General features: G+C 68.4%; 15 protein-coding genes. 11 read left to right on the top strand and 4 right to left on the bottom strand.

What is annotated here, in order from left to right; genetic code table 11:
- The first annotated feature begins 61 nt into the window (after positions 1-61).
- The 8 genes from hemE (at position 62) to hemL (ending at position 8,873) form a co-directional block, all read left to right on the top strand.
- Positions 62-1,123, top strand: a complete 1,062-nt coding sequence (gene hemE, locus QNO10_RS10630) for a uroporphyrinogen decarboxylase (protein WP_229950343.1) — start codon at positions 62-64, stop codon at positions 1,121-1,123.
- Positions 1,124-1,125: 2 nt separating this feature from the next.
- Entirely contained in the window at positions 1,126-2,721 is a 1,596-nt protein-coding gene (hemG, locus tag QNO10_RS10625) for a protoporphyrinogen oxidase (protein ID WP_229950345.1), read from the top strand.
- A 74-nt stretch (positions 2,722-2,795) separates the two neighbouring features.
- Positions 2,796-3,503: a hydrogen peroxide-dependent heme synthase gene (gene hemQ / locus QNO10_RS10620; protein WP_227918413.1), complete on the top strand. Its 708-nt coding sequence runs from the start codon at positions 2,796-2,798 to the stop codon at positions 3,501-3,503.
- Positions 3,500-4,693, top strand: a complete 1,194-nt coding sequence (locus tag QNO10_RS10615) for a ferrochelatase (protein WP_229950347.1) — start codon at positions 3,500-3,502, stop codon at positions 4,691-4,693. The genes hemQ and QNO10_RS10615 overlap by 4 nt, the downstream gene beginning before the upstream one ends.
- Entirely contained in the window at positions 4,693-5,649 is a 957-nt protein-coding gene (hemC, locus tag QNO10_RS10610) for a hydroxymethylbilane synthase (RefSeq protein WP_229950349.1), read from the top strand. Before QNO10_RS10615 ends, hemC begins: the two co-directional genes overlap by 1 nt.
- Before the next feature lie 24 nt (positions 5,650-5,673).
- Positions 5,674-6,537 carry a uroporphyrinogen-III synthase gene (locus tag QNO10_RS10605; RefSeq protein ID WP_229950351.1) on the top strand — a complete coding sequence of 288 codons (864 nt, stop codon included), beginning with the start codon at positions 5,674-5,676 and terminating at the stop codon, positions 6,535-6,537.
- A gap of 33 nt (positions 6,538-6,570) precedes the next feature.
- Positions 6,571-7,554 carry a porphobilinogen synthase gene (gene hemB, locus QNO10_RS10600; protein ID WP_229950353.1) on the top strand — a complete coding sequence of 328 codons (984 nt, stop codon included), beginning with the start codon at positions 6,571-6,573 and terminating at the stop codon, positions 7,552-7,554.
- On the top strand, positions 7,554-8,873 hold the full coding sequence (gene hemL / locus QNO10_RS10595; RefSeq protein WP_229950355.1) for a glutamate-1-semialdehyde 2,1-aminomutase: 1,320 nt from the start codon (positions 7,554-7,556) through the stop codon (positions 8,871-8,873). The genes hemB and hemL overlap by 1 nt, the downstream gene beginning before the upstream one ends.
- 72 nt (positions 8,874-8,945) lie before the next feature.
- Here the strand turns inward: hemL and QNO10_RS10590 are convergent, their stop codons facing one another.
- The 4 genes from QNO10_RS10590 to QNO10_RS10575 form a co-directional block, all read right to left on the bottom strand.
- Entirely contained in the window at positions 8,946-9,785 is an 840-nt protein-coding gene (locus QNO10_RS10590) for a MetQ/NlpA family ABC transporter substrate-binding protein (RefSeq protein ID WP_229950358.1), read from the bottom strand.
- 125 nt (positions 9,786-9,910) lie between these two features.
- Positions 9,911-10,702, bottom strand: a complete 792-nt coding sequence (locus tag QNO10_RS10585; RefSeq protein WP_229950359.1) for a methionine ABC transporter permease — start codon at positions 10,700-10,702, stop codon at positions 9,911-9,913.
- On the bottom strand, positions 10,699-11,679 hold the full coding sequence (locus QNO10_RS10580) for a methionine ABC transporter ATP-binding protein (RefSeq protein ID WP_229950360.1): 981 nt from the start codon (positions 11,677-11,679) through the stop codon (positions 10,699-10,701). The genes QNO10_RS10585 and QNO10_RS10580 overlap by 4 nt, the downstream gene beginning before the upstream one ends.
- Before the next feature lie 316 nt (positions 11,680-11,995).
- Entirely contained in the window at positions 11,996-12,718 is a 723-nt protein-coding gene (locus tag QNO10_RS10575) for a 3'-5' exonuclease (protein ID WP_229950362.1), read from the bottom strand.
- Positions 12,719-12,793: 75 nt separating this feature from the next.
- Between QNO10_RS10575 and QNO10_RS10570 the strand changes: the two genes are divergently transcribed.
- Genes QNO10_RS10570 through QNO10_RS10560 form a run of 3 tightly spaced genes read left to right on the top strand, consistent with a single transcriptional unit; the run spans position 12,794 to position 20,141 of the window.
- Positions 12,794-13,315, top strand: a complete 522-nt coding sequence (locus QNO10_RS10570) for an MGMT family protein (RefSeq protein WP_229950365.1) — start codon at positions 12,794-12,796, stop codon at positions 13,313-13,315.
- Positions 13,312-16,677, top strand: coding sequence for an ATP-dependent helicase (locus QNO10_RS10565; protein ID WP_229950367.1), 3,366 nt, complete (start codon positions 13,312-13,314; stop codon positions 16,675-16,677). The genes QNO10_RS10570 and QNO10_RS10565 overlap by 4 nt, the downstream gene beginning before the upstream one ends.
- Entirely contained in the window at positions 16,674-20,141 is a 3,468-nt protein-coding gene (locus QNO10_RS10560) for an ATP-dependent helicase (RefSeq protein WP_229950369.1), read from the top strand. Before QNO10_RS10565 ends, QNO10_RS10560 begins: the two co-directional genes overlap by 4 nt.
- Positions 20,142-20,160 lie beyond the last annotated feature (19 nt).

Genomic DNA, 20,160 nt, shown 5'->3' with positions numbered 1-20,160 from the left:
ACCGCGGCAGCCGAAAAGGCGCCGGTTATCGATTGCCCGGGATTTTGGAGAGAATCAAGGTATGACTCTTAGCGCCACTCACCCGCTGCTGGATGGCCGCACGGCCGATTCGCCCCTCATCACCGCGTACCGGGGCGGCACCCCCACCCGCCGCCCGGTATGGTTCATGCGCCAGGCGGGCCGGTCCCTGCCCGAGTACCTCAAGGCCCGGCAGGGGATCGGCATGCTCGAATCCTGCCTCCGCCCGGAACTGGCGGCGGAGATTACCCTGCAGCCCGTGCGCCGCCACGACGTGGATGCCGGCATCTTCTTCTCCGACATTGTCATTCCACTGAAACTTGCGGGTGTGGACGTGGATATTGTTCCCGGCGTCGGGCCCGTACTGGGCAGCCCGGTGCGGACCGCCGCCGACGTCGCCGCCCTGCCGCGGCTGACCGAAGAAGCGCTGGAACCCATCCGTGAAGCGGTCCGGCTGACCGTGGCCGAGCTCGGCTCCAAGCCGCTGATCGGCTTCGCCGGTGCGCCATTCACGTTGGCGGCCTACATGGTGGAGGGCAAACCCTCCCGTGACCACCTCGGCCCCCGCACCATGATGCACGCGGATCCGGATGCGTGGCAGGCACTGACCGCCTGGGCCGCGGATGCCTCCGGCATGTTCCTGCGTGCGCAGCTGGAAGCGGGCGCCAGCGCCGGGCAGCTCTTCGATTCCTGGGCCGGCTCCCTGGGCCTGGCCGACTACGTCAAGCACGTGGCACCTGCCTCCTCCCGTGCCCTGGACCACGTCCGCGGCCTTGGCGCGCCGCTGGTGCATTTCGGCACCGGCACCTCCGAGCTGCTGGTGGCCATGCGCGACGTCGGTGTGGACGTTGTCGGCGTGGACTACCGCCTGCCCCTTGATGAGGCCAACCGCCGCCTCGGCGGTACGACGCCGCTGCAGGGCAACATCGATCCGGCGCTGCTCAGCGCACCGTGGGACGTCCTGGAAGCCCACGTCCGTGAGGTCCTCGCCGCCGGCGCAGCCGCCCCCGGCCATGTGGTGAACCTGGGCCATGGGGTGCCGCCGGAAACCGACGCCAGTGTCCTGACGCGGGTGGTTGAACTTATTCACTCCGTGGAGCCGTAACCATGCCAGGCCGTTTCCTCCCGAAGCCGGAAAAAACCGCCAAAGCGGAAAAGCCGGCTAAGCCGGAAAAAACCGCTAAACCGGAAAAACCCGCTAAACCGGAAAAACCCGCCAAAGCGGACAAGCCGTCCGGTAAAACCGGTACACAGCATTCAGCTGCTGCGCCCGCCGGTCCCAGTGCCGTCGTCGTTGGCGGCGGCGTCTCCGGCCTGATCGCGGCCAGGGACCTGCAGCGCGCCGGCATCCGGGTCACGGTACTGGAAGCGGCGGAGCGGTTCGGCGGCTGCGTCGGCCGGCATAAGGTGGCCGGTGTTGTCCTGGACAGCGGTGCCGAATCCTTTGCCACGCGGTCACCGGCCGTGCCGGACCTGATTGCGGAGCTCGGCCTGGCAGCGGATGTGGTCCCGCCCAACCCGGCCGGTTCGTGGCTGCAGCTGGCAGCGGACGACCTGCCGTCGGGTGCGCAGCGGATGCCCAGCAGCGGCCTGCTCGGAATCCCCGCCGACCCGCGGCACCCGGATATCGTCCGCGCCCTGGGACGCGCCGGAGCGGCACGGGCAGCCATGGACAAGGTCCTTCCGGTGGGTTCCCTGAACCGCCGCGGATCCATGAGCCTGGGTGAGCTGGTGCGGACCCGGATGGGGGAGGCGGTGCTCCGCCGGCTCGTCACCCCGGTGGTCGGCGGCGTCTATTCGGCCGACCCCGACGTGCTCGACGTCGATTCGGTGGCCCCGGGTCTGCGCGACGCCGTGGGACGGCACGGTTCCCTTGCCGCTGCAGTAGGCGCCCTGCGGTCTGCGGCCCCTGCCGGGTCGGCCGTGGCCGGGCTGGACGGTGGAATGGGCAGGCTGACCGAGGCGCTGGTCGCCGACCTGGAAACCTCCGGAGCACTCCTGCGTACCGGGGTACGGGCCGAAGCCCTGTCCCGTGACGGGCAACAGTGGCGGATCCGTTGCAGTGACGGGGAAGAGCTGGCGGCGGACGCCGTGGTGGTTGCCGCCGAGGGGCCGGCCGCCGTGGATCTCATCAGTACCGCCCTGCCCGAGGTTTCGGCGTACCGGCCGCAGCCGGGTCCGGGCGTTGCCCTGGTCACCCTGGTGGTGGACCTGCCTGAGCTGGATGCCATGCCGCGCGGCACCGGGGTCCTGGTGGCCCGGGAAGTGGAGGGCATCGATGCCAAGGCGCTGACGCATGCCACCGCCAAATGGCAGTGGCTCGCGGATTCCACCGGGCCCGGAACCCATGTGCTCCGACTGTCCTACGGGCGGGCCCTGTCGGCGGAGGAGTCCGCCGCGCAGCCCGCGCACGTGGACCGCGCCGATGACGACCTGTTCCGGCAGGCAGTGGCCGACGCGTCCGGCCTGCTGCAGGTGGACATCAAGGCCGACGACGTCGTGGGCTGGGACGTTGTCCGCTGGGTGGGCGCTTTGCCCTCTGCCGCCGTCGGACATAAGGACCGGGTGGGCGCCGTCCGCGCGGCCGTGGCTGAAGCGCATGGACTGGAAGCGGTCGGCGCCTGGCTGGCCGGTACCGGGCTGGCAGCTGTCACCGCGGACACCCGCACGCGCATGGCAGGGCTAACCAACGCGATCCTGTGATGTTCCGCACTTTCTACACTTTGTAGAAGTGCGGTGTTTCGACTTACCTATATGCAAAGGGCAGACTGTTAAACATGAGTGAGACGATGGACCGCAGTGCCGCCGGAACGGCCGGCAACGACGAACAGTTCTTTACCCTCTGGACCGTTTTCAAGCGGTCCTCCATGCCGAAAGCGCCCGTCTCGAACGGTGCAGTTGATGCCTTCGAAACACTAACCAAGGACCTGGCAGCCAGCAACGTCACGCTCCGCGGGCTTTACGACGTCTCCGCCATGCGCGTGGATGCCGACGTGATGGTGTGGCTGCACGGCAGCGCGCCGGAAGCGCTGCAGGCGGCCCTGCGGCAGATCCGCCGGTCCGAGCTGTTTGCCGGCACCGAGATCGCCTGGTCCGCCATGGGCGTTCACCGCGACGCGGAGTTCTCCAAGAACCACTGGCCGTCCTTCGCCCGGGGCATCGACCCCGAGACCTGGATCTGCGTCTACCCGTTTGTCCGCTCCTACGAGTGGTACCAGCTGCCCGCCGAGGAACGTGGCAAGATGCTGCGCGACCACGGCATGCTCGGCCGAGAATTCCCCCAGGTCCTGGCCAACACCGTGGCTTCCTTCGCCCTCGGTGACTGGGAATGGATCCTGGGCCTTGAAGCCCCCAACCTGGTGGACCTCGTCGACATGATGCGCCACCTGCGCGCCACCGAGGCCCGCAACCACGTCCGTGAAGAAGTCCCGTTCTATACCGGCCGGCGTATTCCGGCCGCCGAAGTTGCCGAGGTACTCAAATGACATCCGCTGTTTCCAACGAGCCCGTTTTCGACCCGTTTGAGGGTGTCGACGAAAACGGCCGCATGGCCCCGAAGCATTACGACGCCATCCTGCTGGCTTCCTTCGGCGGCCCGGAAGGCCAGGAAGACGTCATTCCCTTCCTGCGCAACGTCACCGCCGGCCGCGGCATCCCCGACGAGCGGCTGGAGGAAGTGGCCACCCACTACCGGGCCAACGGCGGCATCAGCCCCATCAACGAGCAGAACCGTGCGCTGAAGGCGGCACTGGAAGGGGAGCTGGCACGCCGCGGCGTCGAACTCCCCGTCCTCTGGGGCAACCGGAACTGGGCGCCCTACATCAAGGACGTCCTGCAGGAGGCCTACGACGCCGGTCACCGCCGCATCCTCATGGTCACCACCAGCGTCTACTCGTCCTACTCCAGCTGCCGCCAGTACCGCGAAGACCTGGGCATGAACCTGATCAAGACCGGCCTGGACAAGAAGCTGCACGTGGACAAGGTCCGCCAGTACTTTGACCACCCCGGCTTCGTGGAGCCCTTCGTCGAAGGCGTCCGCGAGTCCGTGGCCAAGGTCCGCGCGCAGCTGGCCGCCAAGGGCGTGGAAAACGAGAAGATCGAGATCCTCTTCTCCACCCACTCGATCCCCACCGCCGACGCCGAAGCCTCCGGTCCCCGCGACCGGGAGTTCGAAGAAGGCAGCGCCTACGTCGCCCAGCACCTGGCCAACGCCCGCGCCATCATGGAGCGGATCCCCGAGGCTGCAGGCCTGGACTGGCAGCTGGTCTACCAGTCCCGCTCCGGCGCCCCGCACATCCCCTGGCTGGAACCGGACATCAACGACGCGATTGCCGAACTGCCTGCCAAGGGCGTCAACGGCGTGGTGATTGTGCCGCTGGGCTTCGTCAGCGACCACATGGAAGTCCTCTGGGACCTCGACACCGAGGCCATGGATACCTGCAGGGAGCTGGGCCTGGCCGCAGACCGGACCCCGACACCGGGCATCCATGAGACCTTCGTGTCCGGCCTGGTGGACCTGCTGCAGGAACGCACCCTGGAGAACAACATCGCCATCCGCCCCGCCATGACCGACCTCGGCCCGTGGTACGACGTCTGCCGCCCCGGCTGCTGCGCGAACCTGCGCGGCGAGAAGCCGACTATTGCCGGCGCCGATTCCACTGTGGGCGTCGAATAGTGGCGGATTCGCCCGTCCTGATCGGCACCCGCGGCAGCGCCCTGGCCGTCACGCAGACCACCACCGTGTCCGAAGCACTGTCCAGCCTGGGCGGGTTCGACGTCGAACTGGTGCGCGTCCGCACCGAGGGCGACATCAACCGGGCCGCGCTGTCGCAGATCGGCGGCACCGGCGTCTTCGTCGCCGCGCTGCGCGAATCGCTGCTGCGCGGAGACTGCGACGTTGCGGTGCACTCGCTCAAGGACCTCCCCACCTCACCGGCCGAAGGCCTGGCCCTCGGTGCCATTCCGGAACGCGTGGACGTCCGCGACGTCCTGTGTGCCCGCGACGGCCTCACCCTGGCCGGACTTCCGGCCGGAGCGAAGATCGGTACCGGCTCGCCGCGCCGGGCAGCCCAGCTGCGCGCCGCCCGTCCCGACCTCGAGATTGTGGACATCCGCGGCAACGTTGACACCCGCCTCGGCCGCGTGGCCGGACTGGTGGAAGGCGCTCCCGGGGACCTTGACGCCGTGGTGCTCGCCGCTGCCGGACTGGCCCGGCTGGGACGGCTGAACATGGTCAGCGAGTTCATTGACCCCGACGTTATGCTCCCGGCCCCCGGCCAGGGCGCCCTGGCAGTGGAATGCCGTGCTGCCGACGCCGCCGAAGGAGACCTCGGCAAGGCGCTTGCCGCGTACGACCACTTCGACAGCCGCCTGACCGTGGCTGCCGAACGGGCCATGCTCGGCCGGCTGGAAGCCGGCTGCACGGCTCCGGTAGGTGCACTGGCCCGCGTGGACGCCGACGGCATCACCCTGCAGGCCGTGGTCTGCAGCGACGACGGCACACGCCTGATGCGCCGCTCGGCCGTCACCGCCGAGCTCACCGAAGACGCCGCCCGCGCACTGGGTGTACAGATCGCCGAGGAGCTGCTCGCGGCCGGTGCCGCCCAGCTCACGGACCTCCCCGCCAGCTGATGCGCCACCTCCGGAGCTGCTGACATGGCGGCCAGTCAAAACGGTCCGGACCTTGCCGGACTGTTCGTCGTCCTGCCGCGCACCCCGGACCGGGCCTCGGCCATGGTCCGGGAGCTGCAGGACTGCGGCGCGTCGGTGGCGCTTATGCCACTGATCGATTTCCAGTACCCCACAGACACCGACCTGCTGGACCGTGCCCTGAATTCGCTCAAGGCAGGCCGGTTCGCCTGGGTGGTCTTCACCAGCGTGACCACGGTCCGGGCCGTGACCCGCCGGTGCGCCGCCCTGGGCATCCGCCCGGACGCCGTCGTGCCTCCGGATACCCGCATCGCCGCCGTCGGCGCCGGAACCCGGCAGGCGCTGGAGGAGGTCGGCTTCGACATTGACTTCCTTCCAGACACTGACCAGTCCGCCCGCGGCCTCGCGGCATCCTGGCCGGACCCGCTGGGCTCGGACCCGGAAGGCGGCGACCTGCGGGTGCTGCTGCCGCAGGCCGATGTTGCCGACCCGTCGCTGCACGAGGCCTTAACCTCCCTGGGCTGGGACGTCCGTGCCGTGACCGCGTACTGCACCGTGGACTATCCGGCCACCGGTGTGCGCTTTACACCGGAGGCAACCGGCGAAGGCATGCTGGACCCGGAAGCCTTTGCCGCGGCGGCACCTGCCGGGCAACGCGCCGTCGTCCTGACCTCACCGAGCATCGCCCGCAGGTTCGTGCGCAGATGCGCGCCGGTGCCGGACGGAACCCTCCTGGTGGCCATCGGCGAGAGCACAGCTGCACGGATGCGCGAGCTGGGGGTGGGTCCGCACGCCGTGGCGAAGCAGCCAACCCCGGCGGGAATAGCACAGGCACTCTCGGTTGCTATGTCTACGGGTCCTACCAACTAGTTCCCCATTTTTACCGGAAGGCAGAATATCTCCATGAGCTTCCCCCAGCACCGTCCCCGCCGTCTGCGCACCACCCCCGCCATGCGGCGGCTGACCGCGGAGTTCCGGCTGGATCCCGCCGAGCTGATCCTTCCCGTCTTCGTCCGTGAGGGCATCACTGAGCCCAACCCGCTCACGTCCATGCCCGGCGTCGTCCAGCACACCCTGGACTCCCTGAAGAAGGCCGCCGCTGAAGCAGTGGAACTGGGCATCGGCGGGATCATGCTGTTCGGCATCCCGGCCGAGCGCGACGCCGTCGGCAGCGCCGGCACGGACCCGAACGGCATCCTCAACCGAGGGATCCGGGCCGTCCGCGAGGAGGTCGGCGACGACCTGGTCATCATGAGCGATGTCTGCCTGGATGAGTTCACCGACCACGGCCACTGCGGTGTGCTGGACGAAAACGGTGTCGTGGACAATGACACCACCCTGGAGATCTACGGCCGGATGGCCGTGGAGCAGGCCCGCGCCGGTGCCCACGTACTGGGCCCGTCAGGCATGATGGACGGGCAGATCGCCGTCATCCGGCAGGCACTGGACGAGGCCGGGTACACCGATGTTTCCCTGTTCGCCTACGCCGCGAAATACGCTTCCGCGTTCTACGGTCCCTTCCGTGAAGCCGTGGACTCCCAGCTCAAGGGCGACCGCCGGACCTACCAGATGGACGCCTCCAACCGCCGCGAAGCGATCCTCGAGGTGGAACTGGACCTTGAGGAAGGCGCCGACATGGTGATGGTCAAGCCGGCCATGAGCTACCTCGACGTGCTGGCCGACGTCGCCGCCATGTCGCCGGTGCCGGTGGGCGCTTACCAGATCTCCGGCGAGTACGCGATGATTGAAGCTGCCGCCGCCAATGGCTGGATTGACCGCCGCCGGGCCATCGAAGAGTCCGTGCTGGGTATCAAGCGGGCCGGCGCCAATATGATTCTCACCTACTGGGCCACCGAGCTGGCGGCCTGGCTGAAGGAAAGCAAGTAATGTCCTCACCTGTCTCGACGTCCGAAGAACTGTTTGACCGCGCCCGGGCCCTGATGCCCGGAGGCGTGAACTCCCCGGTCCGGGCCTTCGGCTCCGTGGGCGGTACGCCGCGCTTCATGGTGTCCGCCAAGGGCCCGTACATCACGGACTCCGAGGGCCGCGAATATGTGGACCTCGTCTGCTCCTGGGGCCCTGCCCTGGTGGGCCACTCCCACCCGGACGTCCTGGCCGCGGTGCACGCCGCCGTCGACAATGGATTGTCCTTCGGCGCGTCCACGCCGGCGGAAGCCGAGCTGGCGCAGCTGGTGATGGACCGGGTGCCGGGCGTCAAGCGCCTGCGCATGGTCTCCACCGGCACCGAAGCCACCATGACCGCCATCCGGCTGGCCCGCGGCTTCACCGGCCGGAACCTGGTCATCAAGTTCGCAGGCTGCTACCACGGCCACCTCGACGGGCTGCTGGCTTCCGCCGGTTCCGGCCTGGCCACCCTGGCGCTGCCCGGCTCGGCCGGGGTCACCGAAGCCACTGCCGCTGAAACACTGGTGCTGCCGTACAACGACGTTGCCGCCGTCGAAAAGGCCTTCGCCGAGCACGGCGCCAACATCGCAGCGGTCATCACCGAAGCTGCTCCGGCCAACATGGGTGTGGTCACCCCCGAAGAGGGCTTCAACGCGGCACTGTCACGGATCACCTCGGCGCACGGTGCCCTGCTGATCCTCGATGAGGTACTCACCGGCTTCCGTACCGGCCCGGGCGGCTACTGGGGCCTGACCGGCGCTAAGGAAGGCTGGACGCCGGATCTGTTCACCTTCGGCAAGGTCATCGGCGGCGGCATGCCCGTCGCAGCCCTCGGCGGCCGTGCCGACGTGATGGACTACCTCGCGCCGCTGGGCCCGGTCTACCAGGCCGGCACCCTCTCGGGTAACCCGATCGCCATGGCAGCCGGGGTCGCCACGCTCAAGGCCGCCACGGCCGAGGTCTACGCCACGGTGGATGCCCGCTCGGCGGAGCTCTCCGCCGCCGTGTCCGCCGAACTGGACAAGGCCGGCGTCGACCACAGCATCCAGCGCGCCGGCAGCCTCTTCAGCGTCGCTTTCGGCACCTCCGCCACCGGCGTGCACAACTACGAGCAGGCCCAGGCACAGGAAGCGTTCCGCTACCGGCCGTTCTTCCACTCCATGCTCGACGCCGGCGTGTACCTGCCGCCGTCGGTCTTCGAGGCCTGGTTCCTGTCCGGCGCCCACGACGACGCCGCGATGAACCGGATCTACGACGCGCTGCCGGCAGCCGCGGCGGCCGCCGCAGCTGCGAAGCCGTAACGGCTCAGCCCGGGACAAGCAAAAACCCCGCATCTCCCTCGAGGGAGATGCGGGGTTTTTTTGTGTCTCTGCCTAGAAAGCAGCCGTCACGTCACCGTTCGGCCAGGTCTCTTCGATGAAGGCCTTGGTCTCGGGGGAGTGGAGCAGTTCTTCGAGCTTGTCGATCCGTGCGTCCTTGCTGCCGGCCTTCCACACCAGGAAGTTGGCATACGGGTTGTCTTCGACGGATTCCACCTGCAGGGCGTCGTCGGTGCTGAGCCCGGCTTCGAGGATGTAGTTGCCGTTGATGATGGCCAGGTCCACGGTGGGATCCTTGAGGTCATTAACGAGCAGCTCGGGCTGGTTTTCCTGGAAGTCCAGGTCCATGAAGTTCTGCTCGTCGGTCAGGGTCAGCACCGAGGCGTCCTCGGGGATGTCCTTCACGAGACCGGCTTCTTCCAGCAGCTTCAGGGCGCGGGCCTGGTTCGAGGGGTCGTTGGTGACCATAACCCGGGCGCCTTCCTTGATGGACGAGACGTCGTCGTGCTTCTCGGAGAACGCGGCGTACGGCTCCACATGGATGCCGGCGCCGTGCTCGAACTCGTAGCCCTGGCTTTCCATCTGGGATTCCAGGTAGGGCAGGTGCTGGTAGTAGTTGACGTCGCTGTCGCCGTCGTTCAGGGAGATGTTCGGCGTGATGTAGTCGTCGAACTCCTGGATTTCCAGCTCCAGGCCGGAGTCTTCCGCGAGGTTGTCCCGGACAAACTCGAGGATCCGGGCGTGCGGTGCCGGGCTGGCGCCCACGGTCAGGGTTACCGGGTTGGCAGGGTCAAGGCTCTCCACGGCGCTGGAAGAGGAATCAGATCCTCCGCAAGCCGTCAGCGCCAGAGCCGTGGCCACTCCGGTGGCAACGAGGGTCAGTGCTTTACGCATCGAATGCGTTCCTTTCACGTAACCCGGGAAGCGGAACTCCGCCGTCCGGGGAATGTGCAGCTAGCGGCTACTGGCTGCAGGTCCGGCAGGCCGGGGGCGTGCCCCGGCCCTGCCGAAGAGTTGGACTAGACCGTGGTCTTGTCGAGTGTGCGGTCCGTTTCCGGGCGGGCGGCGGGGCCGGTGCCGGGGTCAGCCAGCGCACCGGCCGGACGGCTGCGCCGGCCGGTACCGGAGGCCGAGCGGTGGTCCACCCGGCGGGAGGCGAAATCGCCGCCGATCTGGATGATCTGCACCAGGGCAACGATGATGACGATCGTGACCACCATGACCTGGGTGTCGAAGCGCTGGACGCCGTAGTTGTAGGCCAGCCGGCCGAGGCCGCCGCCGCCAATGATGCCGGCCATGGCCGAGTAGCCCACCAGGGTCACCAGCGTGGTGGTCAGGGCCGCGACGAGTCCGGGCAGGGCCTCGCGCAGCAGCACCTTGGTGACCACCTGCATCTTCGTTGACCCCATCACGAGGGCCGCGTCGATCTTGCCGCCGGAAACGTCGCGCAGCGCGTTTTCCACCAGCCGGGCAAAGAACGGGATGGTGGCGATGCTCAGCGAAACGGAGGCTGCCACGGGGCCGATCGAGGTGCCGGTGATGAGCCGTGCCAGCGGAATCAGTGTGACCATCAGGATGGCAAAGGGCACGGAACGGGTGATGTTGACGATGATGTCGCTGACGATCCGGTTAATGATCTTCATCGGGAGCAGGCCCCCGGGTGCCGTGACATGCAGGAAAACGCCCAGCGGCAGACCGACCAGCAGGGTGAAGAAGCCGGAAATGCCCACCATCTGGAGGGTTTCGATAACGGCCTCGGGCAGGGCCTTGGTGATTCCGGGGTTGTCGAAGAGTCCGGTCAGGAAGTTCATGCTGCCACCTCCACGGTGACGCCCTGCAGGGCGAGGTATTCATGGACGGCGGCCATGTCGGTGTGCGTGTCCAGCTGGATGCGCAGCCGTCCGAAGCGGGTTCCGGCCAGCAGCTCCACGCTGCCGGCGAGGACGTTGACGTCGGTGTCGAACCGGCGGGTCAGTGCGGAAAGGACGGGATCCGAGGTGGTCTGGCCCGTGAACAGCAGTTCCAGGACCGGGCCGCCGGGGGAGGGCGGAGTGACCGGCAGCGGGATCAGCTGCTTGGCCAGCCGGCCGCGGAGATCGGAAGCGACCTCGCGCAGGGGACCGTGTTCCACCACCCGTCCAGCCTCCAGCAGCGACACCGAATCACAGATCCGCTTCACCACGTTCATCTCGTGCGTAATGATCAGCACGGTCAGGTCCAGGCGCCGGGTCAGATCCGAAATCAGGTCCAGGATGTCATCCGTGGTGCTGGGGTCCAGGGCCGAGGTGGGTTCATCGCACAGCAGCACATCCGGATCGGCGGCCAGCGCCCGGGCAATGCCCACCCGCTGCTTCTGCCCGCCGGACAGCTGGGCGGGGTACGCCCCGGCACTGCCTTCAAGGCCTACGAGGGCCAGCAGTTCCTTCACCCGGGCGTCGATGACGCTCTTTTTCGTGCCGACCAGTTCGAGCGGATGCGCGATGTTGGCGGCGGCGGTCCGGGAGTCCATGAGGTTCGCGTGCTGGAAGACCATGCCGATCCGGCGGCGGGCCGCACGGATCTCGGAGTCCTTCACGGCGGTGAGTTCGCGGCCGTCAATGGTGACGGAGCCCGACGTCGGCCGGTCCAGTAGGGTCAGGCAGCGGACCAGAGTGGACTTGCCGGCTCCGGAGTGGCCGATGATCCCGTGGATCGAACCCTTGGGTACGCTCAGGCTCACGCCGTCCAGTGCGGTGACGTTGCGGTCGCCCTGTCGGTAGACCTTGCGAAGGTCGGTAACTGTGATCATTCGTCCTCGTAATATGCGTTGAATGGCCGGACCGGTGCATGGGGAAAGAAGCACGGGTCTATGCCGTGCCTCTTTTGTCGGCCGTGCGGAGGGTGCCTGCCAATCTCGTGGCGCGAGACGGTACGCGCGCGTCAAAACGCGGGTCCGCCTGGGGCGCCATCAGCGCCTGACACAGTAACCAGTATCGCATGTTGGCCGTGGCGCCCCGACAAAGTGACGGCCTGTGAAGGCCCGTCAACGCCGCCGGGGCGGCGGGAAAACCGGCGGGGACGAAGCCGGCTGGGAGAGTGCCGCCGGGAACGGCGCCAGTCTTCGGTCAGGCAGGATTCAGGACGGCCCCGGGCTCATGGTCCGGCGCGGGACGCAGCGGCCAGCTGCCGTCGATCACGGCCTCCGGGTCCCTGCGGCGGAGGTATTCCTGGAAGCTGGCGGCCTGGCCCGCGGCCCAGCCGACCTGGAAATCGTGCAGGGTCTGCGCATCGCACTGCAGTTCCGGATACTTCTGCGCCATCACGGCGGCCACGGACAGAGTCGCGGCGACGTCGGCCGCCGAAGTATGCGCATTTTCGAACCCCACACCGTAGTGCTCCGCCATGGCAGTGAGGGTCCGCTTGCCGCGGCGGAACCGGTCCACCTGCTTGTCCAGGATGTACGGATCGATGACGGGAGCCGGGTTCGGGGCCACCAGGCCGAAACGCTCGCATTCGCGGGCCAGCACCGTGAAGTCGTAGCAGGCGTTGAAGGCCAGGACCGGAATCCCGGCGGCGAACATGCCGGCCAGCACCTCCGCCACCTCAGCGGTCACTGTGGCCGGGTTCCCACCTTCGGCTCGGGCCCGCTCGTTGGTGATGCCGTGGATGGCGGCCGCCTCCGCGGGAATCGGGATTTCGGGGCAGGCCAGCCACTCGTGGTGCTGCAGGGTCTCGCCCACGCCATTGACCAGGATGATGGATGCGGTGACGATCCGCGCGGTCTGCGGATCGCGGCCGGTGGTCTCCAGGTCGAAGGCCGCACGGGGAAGGTTCTGCCAGCTGTTCATGCTCCAAACCTATCCGGGAGCGGTGACATTCCCGGGATTGGCGGCGGCCGCCGCGGCGTCGGTACCCTACTGGATATGCGCAGGGACTACGCCGATGCGGTGCTTGCTGTGGCCGATCTCATACCGCCGGGGCAGGTGCTCTCCTACGGTGACATTGCCGAGCTGCTGGACGCCGGCGGGCCGCGCCAGGTTGGCGCCGTCATGTCCGCACGCGGTTCCGAGGTGTGCTGGTGGCGGGTGCTGCGGTCTTCGGGACAGCCGCCCAGGTGCCACGAGGCCCGTGCCTGGGAGCACTACCGGCTCGAGGGCACCCCGGTCAGCGGAACAGCGGACGACGACGGCGCGGGCTACCGGGTGCGGATCGAGGCCGCCCGCTGGCAGCCCGGTGACGCGGAATGGGACCGCCTGGACGGCCTCCGTGCGGACCTCCACGACGCCCTGCGTGCAGGCACCGAAACTGCCCCGTCGGCTACCCCGTCGGCTACCCCGTCGGCTACCCCTTCGGCTGCCCCGCAGACTGCCGGCGGCAGCGGGCGGCGGCGCCCGGCAGCGCCGATATCAGGAATGTCGGCGGGACATGATGAAGTGGACCCATGAGCGTTGAACTCCAACTCGTCGGACCGGCTGCAGGCGCACTTTCCGCGCCCCGGCTCAGCGCGGACCAACAGGCCGTGGTGGATCTGCCCACGGGCAGCGGCCCTGTACTCGTCCTTGGAGCGCCAGGAACCGGCAAGTCCACCGTCCTGGTGGAAGCCGCCGTGGCACGGATTGAACGCGACGGACTGGATCCGTCCCATCTGCTGATGCTGGCCCCCTCACGGCTTGCCGCCGCCGGGCTGCGGGACGCCTTGTCCGCCCGGCTGCAGGGAACCCTGAGCACGGCACCCGCCCGGACCTGGGCCTCCTATGCCTTCGACCTGATCCGGCGGGCGAAGACCGAAGGCCGACTGCCCTACCTCACCCGGGCGCCCAAGCTCCTCTCCGGCGCCGAACAGGACGTCATCATCAAGGAACTGCTGGCCGGACACGGGCAGCAGGGTGTGCCGGAGCTGCCGTGGCCGGACAGCCTGGACCTGGCCCTGGGCACCCGCGGCTTCCGGCAGGAAATCCGCCAGCTCTTTGACCGCGTCATCGAGTACGGCATCTCCGCCGAAGAACTGCGCGAACTGGGCCAACGGCACGGCCGCCCGGACTGGGTGGCAGCCGCAGGGCTCTACGCGGAATACCGGGACGTCCTGGACCTGCGCATGCCGGAGTCTTTCGACCCGGCGGGCATCATTACGTCGGCCCTGAACATCCTGCGTTCGGACCCGGAGTTCCTGGCCGCGGAGCGGGAACGCCAGCAGCTGGTACTGGTGGATGACCTGCAGGAAGCCAACCCGGCCATCCACAGCCTTTATGCATTGCTGGCAGGCACCGGAGATTCAATCGCCGCAGCCTGCCCCGACACCGTGGTGCAGGGTTTCCGCGGTGCCCGCCCGGACCTGGTGGGCCAGCTGGGGAGGCGCTTTGACGGCCGCCTCGAGACCCGGGTCCTGACCACCTCGCACCGCCTGACCGGCTCGCTGGCCGGAGCCTGGACCCGGACGGCGTCGCGCATTTCGGTGGTCGGCCAGCTGCCCTCCTACCGCACCGCCGTGGCGGACGCGCGGTTCATCGGGACGGCTGCAGGGAATTCTCCAGCCGACGGCGGAACCCCCGCCGATGCACCGCAGTCTGAAGTACCGGGAACCGACGCACCACACACTGGCGGATCCGGTACCGGCACTTCGGAATCCGCCGCTTCGGCAGCCGCCGATGTTCCGGCAGCCGGCACGGCCGAGGCACACGTGGTGGATACCCCCATGCATGAGCAGCGCTACGTAGCGCAGCGGATCCTTGAAGCCCAGCTGCTGCAGGGCCGGTCGCTGGAGGACATCGCCGTCATTGTCCGCACCGGCGCCCAGCTGGCCGCCCTCCAGCGCTACCTCACCGGCCAGGGGATCGAGGTCAAGGTCCCCGTTGCCGAACGCGCCGTCCGCGACGAAGCCGCCGTCCGGCCGCTGCTGGACGCGTTCGCCGTCGTCCTGGAGCCGGACCTGTTGACCCCCGAGCTGGCGGTGTCGCTGCTGACCTCACGCATTGGCGGTGCGAGCACCCTGGAACTGCGCCGGCTGCGTCAGGCGCTGCGCCGCGAAGAACGCAGCGCCGGCGGCGGACGGACCAGCGACGCACTGCTCGTGGAGTCGCTGCTTGACCCCGAATCGGACTCCGGCCGCGCCCTGGCCGGCCTGAGCTGGGATGCCCGCCCGGCAGCCCAGCGCATTTCCGCCATGCTGGCCGCCGGACGGGAAGCCGCCCGGGAGCCCGGGGCTACAGCCGAAACCGTCCTCTGGGCCCTCTGGTCCGTCTCCGGCTGGTCCAAGCGTTGGGCGGAAACCGCTCTGTCCGGTGGTCCGGGAGCGTCCCGGGCGGACCGTGACCTGGACGCCATCATGGCCCTGTTCCAGACCGCTGAACGTTACGTTGACCAGCTGCCCGGTTCCACCCCGGCACAGTTCCTGGATTACCTGACCAGCTCCGAGCTGCCCATGGACACCCTGGCCGCCCGGGCGCAGCGCCGCGAGGCGGTGGAGCTGCTCACCCCGGCCAGCGCCGCCGGCCGGGAATGGCCCATGGTGATTGTCGCCGGCATCCAGCAGGATGTCTGGCCCAACCTCCGTCTGCGCGGTGAGCTGCTGGGCAGCGGGGAACTGGTGGCCGCCGTCGAGCACGGCGACAACTTCCGGGCCCACCGCAGCCCGCTGACGCTGATGCAGTCCATCCGCTTCGACGAACTGCGCAGCTTCTCCACCGCCATTTCACGTGCCCGCGAGGTGCTGATCTGCACGGCCGTCTCTTCCGAAGACGAGCAGCCCTCCTCCTTCCTGGACCTCGTGGCGCCCTTGGAACCGGGCGCGGAGAAACGGCAGCGCACCGAAGTCCTGCGCCCGCACACGCTGCGCTCGCTCGTCGCGGAACTGCGCCGGTACGCCCAGCAGCCCGAAGAAGACCCGGAAGCGGCAGCGGAAGCCGTCCACCATCTGGGCACCATGCTGAACCATCCGGTTCCCGTTCCGGGAGCCCACCCCGGCCAGTGGTGGGGGCTCGCCCCGTTGTCGAGCACCGCTGCCATCCTTCCTCTGGATGCGCCCATCCCGGTCTCACCCTCCAAGGTTGACGCCGTACTCAAGTCGCCGCTGAGCTGGTTCGTCTCAGCGGCCGGCGGTGAACAGGCCACCGACTTCGCCCGGTCCCTCGGCACCCTGGTCCATGCCATTGCGCAGGATATGCCCGACGCCGCTGGCAGCGAATACGTGCAGGAGCTGCAGAAACGCTGGCCGTCCCTGGGCATGAAGGACAACTGGGAAGGACAGATGGACTACCAGCGGGCCGAAACCATGGTCCGCAAACTGGCCGAATACGTCATCACCATGCGCCGCAGCGGGCGTTCCCTCGTGGCGGTCGAAAAGGATTTCGAGGTGGAGCTGCCCGTGGAGATCGACGGCGCCGTCCGGACCGCCCTGCTGCGCGGGCAGATCGACCGGCTGGAAGCCGACGCGGAGGGCCGGCTGTTCATCGTGGACCTCAAGACCGGAAAATCCGCCCCGAAGAAGGATGACCTGCAGGGCCACCCGCAGTTGGCGGCGTACCAGGAAGCTGTCCGCGAGGGCGCGCTGCCGGACGCTCCGCGGGTGCCGGGCGGAGCCGCGCTGGTGCAGCTGGGCACCACGAACAAGGGCGTTTCCGTGCAGGAACAGCCGCCGCTGGATCCGCAGGACACCACTGCGCGGGATATGGTCCGCGATGCCGCGGCACTGATGTCCGCGGCCTTCTTCGAGACGGTCCACGATCCCGGCCGCAGCGGGTTTGGCGGCAACGGCTGCCGTCTGCCCGAAATATGCCCCCTCTGCGCTGAAGGAAAGCAGGTCACCGAGTGAGTACGTCCGTAACCGACGAAGTGCCCGGCGGGCTGCCGCAGCCTGCACCCGCCCCCAAGTACTCGGCACGGGAACTGGCGGAGCTGCTCCACACCGATCCGAAGTCACCGGTGCAGTACCCCACCGATGACCAGGCCGGCATCATCGAAGGTCCCCTTGAGCCGTTGCTGGTCATTGCCGGCGCGGGGTCGGGCAAAACCAAAACGATGGCGGACCGGGTGGTCTGGCTGGTGGCCAACGAACTGGTCCGGCCGGAGCAGATCCTCGGGGTTACCTTTACCCGGAAGGCGGCCGGGGAACTGGCCACCCGCATCCGTGCCCGCTTGAACCTGCTGTACCGCCAGCTCGACGCCGGACCCGGCGGGGCAGCGGACCCGGACACTGCGGGCGGCGGCGAGGAACGGATGGAACCGAGCGTTTCCACCTACCATTCCTATGCCAACGGCATCGTGAACGACTACGGCCTGCGGATCGGCGTCGAACGCGATTCCGTGATGCTCGGCGGCGCGCAGTCCTGGCAGCTGGCAAATGAGGTGGTGGAAGCCTATTCCGGCGACTACGAGCACTTCACCGCCGCCAAATCCACCCTGGTTGGTGCCGTGCTGCAGATGGCCGGCGAATGCTCGGAGCACCTGCGCACGCCAGCGGAGGTCCGCGCGGAACTTGAGGCTCACGTGGCAGCGGTCTCCGCGTTGCCGTACCAGTTTGGCAAGCCGAAGGAACCCACCCAGGCGGCACGGAAGCTGCTGAACCGGCTGCGTACGCGCATCTCCGTCACCGAACTGGTGGAAGCCTACCGGCGGGCCAAGGCCGAACGACGGCAGCTGGACTTCGGCGACCTCGTGGAGCTCGCCGCCCGGATTGCGGCGACCATCGACGAAGCCGTGGAGATGGAACGGGCCAAATACAAGGTGGTGCTGCTGGATGAGTTCCAGGACACTTCCCACGCGCAGATGGTGCTCTTCTCCAAGTTGTTCGGCGACGGCCGGTCCGTCACTGCCGTCGGGGATCCGCACCAATCCATCTACGGGTTCCGCGGGGCCTCGGCCGGCCAGCTGGGCACCTTCCGGGAGAAGTTCCCGCTGTTCACCGACAACGGCCGGGAGCTGGCACCGCTGGCCAACCTCTCCGTGGCCTGGCGGAACTCCACCTCGGTCCTGGCGGCAGCCAACACCGTATCCACGCCGCTGAACGGCGTTGCGCCCTGGCTGAAACACCAGCGGCTGCCGCACGTGCCCGAGCTGCAGGCCAAGCCCAATGCCCCGGTGGGTGAGGTGTATCTGGGCCGCTACCTGTCGGATGTCTCCGTGGAGCCCGGCAAGGGGACCCCGGACCGGATTGTGGGGGAAGCGGAGGCAGTTGCCGAGCAGGTGGCTTTCCACCGCAGCCGCAGGGCAGAGCTCGGCGGCTTTGATGACCGGGGGAAGGAGCAGACGCCCACCGTGGCGGTGCTCTGCCGGGGCCGCAAGCAGTTTGAACCGATCCGCAGGGAGCTGGAGCTGCGGGGGATCCCGGTGCAGATTGTCGGCCTTGGTGGACTGCTGTCCACACCGGAAGTGGTGGACCTGCTCGCGGTCCTTCGTGTCCTGGGTGATCCGGGGCGTTCGGATTCCATGCTGCGGATCCTGGCCGGAGCACGCTGGCGGATTGGGCCGGCGGACCTCATGGCGCTGGCCGACTGGTCCCGGCACCTGGTCCGGGTCCGTGAACGTGCCGTCCGGGTGGCCGATGCCGCCGATATCCACGGCCCGGACGAGGGCCCCGACCTCGTGGTGGAAGCCGACCTGGTGGAAGCCGGCAGCCTGGTGGAAGCCGTGGACTCCCTGCCACGGCCCGGCTGGGTATCCAATGCCGGCCGGTCCCTTTCCGAGGAAGGGCTGCGGCGCCTGAAGCTGCTGCGGAACGAGCTGCGGGACCTGCGCGGTTTCGTGGGGGAGGACCTGACCACGCTGATCGGCGAAGTGGAGCGGAGGATCCTGCTCGACCTCGAAGTAGCCGCCAAGCCGGGTGTCACCCTGCACGAGTCCCGGCGGAATCTGGACGCCTTCATCGACGCGGCGGCCACCTTCAGCTCCTCCGCGGAGCGGGTGGACCTGGCCGCGTTCCTGGCCTGGCTGGAAGCGGCCAACTCCGAGGAGAACGGCCTGCCCGTGACTCCCCTCGAGCCCAGCCGTGAGGCGGTCCAGCTCCTCACCGTCCACGCGTCCAAGGGCCTGGAATGGGACATCGTGGTGGTTCCGGGCCTCAACGAAGCGTCGTTCCCCAGTGACAAGGATTCCCGCTGGAGCAGCGGCGACTCCGCGATGCCGTGGACCCTGCGCGGCGACAGCCTGGACCTTCCGCAGTGGGACTGGGAACAGGTGGACCAGAAGTCCTGGCTGGAGAGCGAAAAGCTCTTCAGCGAAGACGCGAAGGGCCATGCCGAGCGCGAGGAACGCCGGTTGGCCTATGTCGCGTTCACCCGCGCCAAGTCCGTGCTGATCTGCACGTCCTCAGCCTGGGGCGGCGGACGGTCCAAACCGCTGGGGGTGTCCCGGTACCTGCAGGACCTATACGAGCTGGAGCAGTCCGGCGCTGCAGGATACCGGCTCCTGACGTGGGTTATGCCCGAAGACGAGGGGACGGAGAACCCGGCCAACGCCGAGGCTGAACGGGCACGGTGGCCGGTCGATCCGCTTGGTCCGCGCCGGCAGGCGATGGAAACCGCGGCGGAGGCCGTGCTCCAGTCGGCGGGCAGCCGGGCCGGGGAGGCCCCCGGGCGGAGCGGGGAACAGGCCCCGGGGCGGTGGAGCCGCGAAACGGAACTGGTGCTGGCACGGCACCGGCCGCCGAACGAAGTGGTCCAGGTCGAGCTTCCTGCCCATATTTCGGCCTCCATGCTGGTGGACCTGAAGGACGACCCGGCGGAAGTCACCCGTCAGCTCCGCCGGCCGGTTCCGCGGCAGCCGGGGATGGCCGCCCGCAAGGGCACGGCCTTCCATGCCTGGGTTGAGGAATTCTTCGGCACCAGCGGAATGCTGGACATCGACGAGTATCCCGGTGCAGCCGATGCGTACGTGGACGAGGCGTATGAGCTCGGGGACATGATTGCCACGTTCGAGGCCTCGGACTGGGCGCAGCGGACCCCTGCGTTTATCGAGGTCCCGGTGGAGACCAAGGTGGACACCGTCGTCGTGCGCGGGCGCATTGATGCCGTCTTCCAGGACGCCGACGGCACCTGGGACCTCATTGACTGGAAGACCGGTGCGCCGCCGTCGTCCCAGAAGTTGGATGTGCGGTCCGTGCAGCTGGCCGTGTACCGGCTGGCCTGGGCCCGGCTCAAGGGGGTTCCGCTGGAGAAGGTGCGGGCCGCGTTCTACTACGTGGCGTCCGACAAGCTGATCCGGCCGTACAACCTGGCCGGGGAGGCCGAGCTGGAGGAGATCATCCGGGAGGCAGCGAACACCCCGTCCGCCGGATTCTGAGTCCGGCGGGCGGGGTTCG

It is taken from the genome of Arthrobacter sp. zg-Y919, from assembly GCF_030142045.1.
Lineage (GTDB): Bacteria > Actinomycetota > Actinomycetes > Actinomycetales > Micrococcaceae > Arthrobacter_B.
This window is presented reverse-complemented; position numbering and strand designations above follow the sequence as displayed.

Bases quoted from the DNA above. Each gene is read 5' to 3' on its own strand.
- hemE (WP_229950343.1), top strand. From the start codon at position 62: ATGACTCTTAGCGCCACTCACCCGCTGCTGGATGGCCGCACGGCCGAT.
- hemG (WP_229950345.1), top strand. From the start codon at position 1,126: ATGCCAGGCCGTTTCCTCCCGAAGCCGGAAAAAACCGCCAAAGCGGAA.
- hemQ (WP_227918413.1), top strand. From the start codon at position 2,796: ATGAGTGAGACGATGGACCGCAGTGCCGCCGGAACGGCCGGCAACGAC.
- QNO10_RS10615 (WP_229950347.1), top strand. From the start codon at position 3,500: ATGACATCCGCTGTTTCCAACGAGCCCGTTTTCGACCCGTTTGAGGGT.
- QNO10_RS10605 (WP_229950351.1), top strand. From the start codon at position 5,674: ATGGCGGCCAGTCAAAACGGTCCGGACCTTGCCGGACTGTTCGTCGTC.
- hemB (WP_229950353.1), top strand. From the start codon at position 6,571: ATGAGCTTCCCCCAGCACCGTCCCCGCCGTCTGCGCACCACCCCCGCC.
- hemL (WP_229950355.1), top strand. From the start codon at position 7,554: ATGTCCTCACCTGTCTCGACGTCCGAAGAACTGTTTGACCGCGCCCGG.
- QNO10_RS10590 (WP_229950358.1), bottom strand. From the start codon at position 9,785: ATGCGTAAAGCACTGACCCTCGTTGCCACCGGAGTGGCCACGGCTCTG.
- QNO10_RS10585 (WP_229950359.1), bottom strand. From the start codon at position 10,702: ATGAACTTCCTGACCGGACTCTTCGACAACCCCGGAATCACCAAGGCC.
- QNO10_RS10580 (WP_229950360.1), bottom strand. From the start codon at position 11,679: ATGATCACAGTTACCGACCTTCGCAAGGTCTACCGACAGGGCGACCGC.
- QNO10_RS10575 (WP_229950362.1), bottom strand. From the start codon at position 12,718: ATGAACAGCTGGCAGAACCTTCCCCGTGCGGCCTTCGACCTGGAGACC.
- QNO10_RS10570 (WP_229950365.1), top strand. From the start codon at position 12,794: ATGCGCAGGGACTACGCCGATGCGGTGCTTGCTGTGGCCGATCTCATA.
- QNO10_RS10565 (WP_229950367.1), top strand. From the start codon at position 13,312: ATGAGCGTTGAACTCCAACTCGTCGGACCGGCTGCAGGCGCACTTTCC.